At 55.9% G+C, this 3,877-nt stretch carries 3 protein-coding genes and 1 pseudogene; all 4 read left to right on the top strand.

Annotated features, from left to right (window positions below; translation table 11 throughout):
* The first annotated feature begins 699 nt into the window (after nucleotides 1–699).
* A complete protein-coding gene (gene fhcD, locus CW742_RS08560) occupies nucleotides 700–1,584 on the top strand; it encodes a formylmethanofuran--tetrahydromethanopterin N-formyltransferase (protein ID WP_292419152.1) in 885 nt (294 codons plus the stop codon).
* Between the two features lie 193 nt (nucleotides 1,585–1,777).
* The gene (locus tag CW742_RS08565; protein ID WP_292419155.1) at nucleotides 1,778–2,734 is read left to right on the top strand and encodes a tRNA(Ile2) 2-agmatinylcytidine synthetase; all 957 of its coding nucleotides are present in this window, start codon (nucleotides 1,778–1,780) and stop codon (nucleotides 2,732–2,734) included.
* The gene (mmp11, locus tag CW742_RS08570) at nucleotides 2,718–3,614 is read left to right on the top strand and encodes a methanogenesis marker protein 11 (RefSeq protein WP_292419158.1); all 897 of its coding nucleotides are present in this window, start codon (nucleotides 2,718–2,720) and stop codon (nucleotides 3,612–3,614) included. The genes CW742_RS08565 and mmp11 overlap by 17 nt, the downstream gene beginning before the upstream one ends.
* A pseudogene (locus CW742_RS08575) lies at nucleotides 3,596–3,877 on the top strand (radical SAM protein); the annotation flags it as partial. The gene mmp11 and the pseudogene CW742_RS08575, both read left to right, overlap by 19 nt.

Genomic DNA, 3,877 nt, shown 5'->3' on the forward strand with positions numbered 1-3,877 from the left:
TTGAGGATAACGTTGGTGGTCGTCTGAAGAAGCCTCCGCTCCATCACATCATCTACCCCATCCTTCTTTTTCGAAAACTTGAGAAACAACGCCATGTATTCACCCTCACGCTGTTTCTTATTGCCTACCAGCCTCGGGTACTCCATACCATGGGCCTGCAATTCTGATCCCGCCGTGTGGGCATGCCTGAACGCATACGCCGGATGCGGCGTGTGAGCTCCCCTCTGAAATCAGGAAAAACGGAAATCCGTTCCCGACCCTGCAGGCATCATCTGTTGGCACAGATTCTGCTGCATGAAGCTCACCTGCGAAACCAGGACAAGCAACCACACAAATTTTACAGCTAGTACAATGTTTTTTTGTTATGTGCACTGCAAATGCCATTTCTGATTTTCACGCACCAGCTATAGATCGATTCTTAAAATCGACTAACAAAAAGTGGTAGAAGATGATAGATAAATGTTCTGAAATTTACTGGCGATGTACCCCCGTTTTATAGGCGATTGTATTATTTTAGTTTAAATACCTGGTTCGGATGTTAATGGGAAAAAGGCCTCAGTTAATTAATTTCAATATACCTCTTTCGATTATCTCTTGTTATATTGCTGCGCTTTCGTTTGTTATGTCCAGCCCAAAAATGTAATTAGAAACTTTATTCAGTGACCATCATAGTACCTTTGTGGTACCGGAGGTAATCTCATGGAAATCAACGGCGTTACTATTGACAATACCTATGCAGAGGCATTCCCGACCTGGGTCTGCCGGGTCATCATCACTGCAGTGAACAAGGAATGGGCACGGAAGGCAGCAACCGAGGCAACCGGGTTTGCAACATCTGCGATCGGCTGCCCCTGCGAGGCAGGTATCGAGTGCGAACTCGACGGTTCCGAGACGCCCGACGGACGCCCTGGCGTGGCAATCCTGATCTGTGCCAGCAAGAAGAAATTAAAAGAGCAGGTCGTCGAGCGCCTTGCAGAATGCGTCCTGACGGCACCCACGACCGCTGTCTTCAATGGCATCACGAATGCCGAGGAGAAGATCCCCGTCAAGCTCCACTTCTTCGGAGACGGCCACGAGTACCAGAAGGAAGTCGGCGGCAGGAAGTGCTGGGTCATCCCGATCATGGAAGGAGAATATGTCGGCGAGGAAGAGTTCGGCATTGTCAAGGGTGTTGCAGGCGGGAACTTCTTTGTCATGGGCGAGAACCAGATGGCAGCCCTCATGGGCGCCCAGGCAGCAGTCGAGGCTATCGACGGCGTTGCCGGGACCATCACGAGCTTCCCCGGCGGTGTCGTTGCGAGCGGCTCCAAGGTCGGCAGCCTGAAGTACAAGTTCATGCCCGCATCCACAAACGAGAAGTACTGCCCGACCCTTCGCGAGAAGGTTGCAGACACCAAGATCCCGGCCGGTGTCAAGGCGGTGTACGAGATCGTCATTGACGGTATTGACGAGAAATCGGTTGCAGCAGCAATGGCAGCGGGTGTCAAGGCCGCAGTAACCGTCCCGGGTGTCAAGTTCATCTCGGCCGGCAACTTTGGCGGCACGCTCGGACCTTTCAAGATCGAGCTCCACAAAGTCCTCTGATTTTTTCTTTTTTTTGTTCAACTAAAATCACCATTCCCGCCATGTGTATGCTGCTCCACTAAGATAGTGCAAATTCACGGTTCCTGCTCTATTGTTACTATGCATACTGTGTGGGAGATTGCACGGGGAAAGATCGATCTGTATATATAGGGTTATTGCCGATTATTTTGTTAACGAAAATTTCGGCGATAACATGATCACCCTTACTCCCAACGAAGTCACGAAACGGTTCGGACCACTCTTCTCGCAGAAATTTCTGGTTATGGTCGATGAGCAGAGCGGCAGGGCCGAGATCCTTGAGCAGTGCCGGGCACGGGGCCCCATTGAATGGGATGCCATGAACCGGAAGCGTGCCGGTGGTGCGGTTCAAAGCTGTTCTGTTGAAGGAACGTCCATGGTGATTTTAGCAAAACTGGGCCGGCATCCGGTGAATTTCGGTGCAGCGGCCGGGGAGATCGGCGGGCAGGCGCTCGAAGCAGTCGAAGTGTCGGGCGATGAGGTGATCACATCGTGGGCCGGTATTGCCGGCGCCGGTGTCGGTGTTGCTGCCTGCCTCCCCCAGGCACCCGGTGTTATCCGGGCGGAATACCCTGGCGAAGAGGACCTGAAGATCGGCGGGGCTCGCACCAACCGTGTCCGGATCGTCTCCCCGCGGTACGAGAAGATCTGTATCGGCATTGACGACACCGATACGAAAACGGAAGGCGCAACCTGGGTGATGGCGCTCAAATGCGCCAGTGGCTGCACGATCCCCGGGGTAGAATTCATAAATATGCGTCTCATCCAGCTCAATCCGGCGGTCCCCACAAAGACCACGAACTGCGTTGGTTCGGCCCTGAATTTTGCCGTCCGGCCTGACAAGGTAACCGAACTGCTCGGATTTGTCCGGGCGTTTGTCGAGAAGAACACGTTCTCAAAGGATACCGGGATAGCGTACCACCGGGGGATCGGGTTCTCCCGCGACTCGCCTTCCTTCGCTGCTGTGAAGACCGAGATCATGAGCGTGGAGAATGCAGAAGCTGCGGCACGGGAAATGGACATCACTTTCATCGACACGAATGGCAGCAAGGGAAGGATCGGGGCACTGGGTGCGGTGCTCTGGGGTAACCGGGGTATCGAGGCAGCGGGGCTTTATGGCGAACATCTCTGAACCCTACGTCATCCACTACCCGCGAATCGTTGCAGTAGCCGACGGTTCCAACAGCACCGTGGAACTGATCGAGTTCTTTGACTGTATCGGCGGGGCCATGTGGTCTAAGCGCCATTACGCGCAGAGTCCCCTTGTCCGGGATGTCCGCTCTGTCGGGGCAACGATGCGGTACCTGCTGGAGACCGGTACCGTCGACCTTGCCCTGGAGGGATCGAAATTCCCGGCCGGGATATCATCCTGTATTGTCGACGGGTCGGAGATCGCGGTTACCTATATCGGCATGGGTGGGGGTGGCGTCGGGGCGGCGGCCTGCCGTTCTGACGCGGCCGGCGTCCTCCGGAGCAGGAGCGATCCCGCTGGCGGCGGGAAGATTGCCGCTGCCACGCTCTGGCTCCCCCGGATGCAACGGGTTCTGATCGGTGTGGACGATACTGACACTCCGGAGGAAGGGGCGACGTGGACCCTTGTCCACAACATTGCACGGGCAGTTGCCGACGAACGCTCCGTTTACCTCTCCCATACCATCGTCCAGCTCTTCCCGGTCCCCTACCGGACTAAAAACTGTGTAGGGCTCGTTGTCGAGTTCGCGACCAATGACTTAGATGGCCTGGTCGACCGCTTCCATACCCTGCTGGAGAAATATACCCTGTCACAAAAAACCGGGATGGCGGTGTATACCGGGTTTACCCCGAAAAAAGAACTGCTCGAGTACGGGCGTAAGGTCAAGCGTGGCGAGGTTGAGGCCGGACTCCTGGAATCGATAAAGGATCCGGACCTGCGGATTGTCATGAACGGCCGGGGGATTGTCGGGGCAGTTGCGGCAATCCCGTTTTTCACTGACTACGAGGAGGCGCTGGAACTATGCAGTGGAAAGACCTGAAATCCCGGCTCCTCGAAGCGGGGTCCGTGCACCTGACCGGTGAACCGGCGGAACGGTACACAGCCCGTTCCGCAGCAGGCCCCGGGGCCGGGGGAGGCGGTGCAGTGTTCTTTGCCATGGGCAGTCACCGGGTGAAACTTGCCCTGGATCCCATGCGTCCCGTGGCGATCGCCCACCGGGGGAATGGTGCAGCGGACCTCTGTCTTGACGGAACCCTCCTCCGTGGCAGGCTCCTTGAACCGGGTTTCCATTTCTCGTCCCAG

This window comes from Methanoregula sp., from assembly GCF_002835825.1.
Taxonomy (GTDB): domain Archaea; phylum Halobacteriota; class Methanomicrobia; order Methanomicrobiales; family Methanospirillaceae; genus Methanoregula.

What these genes read in the sequence shown, in the direction of transcription:
- CW742_RS08565 (WP_292419155.1), top strand. Translation starts at nt 1,778, where the DNA reads ATGATCACCCTTACTCCCAACGAAGTCACGAAACGGTTCGGACCACTC.
- mmp11 (WP_292419158.1), top strand. Translation starts at nt 2,718, where the DNA reads ATGGCGAACATCTCTGAACCCTACGTCATCCACTACCCGCGAATCGTT.
- fhcD (WP_292419152.1), top strand. Translation starts at nt 700, where the DNA reads ATGGAAATCAACGGCGTTACTATTGACAATACCTATGCAGAGGCATTC.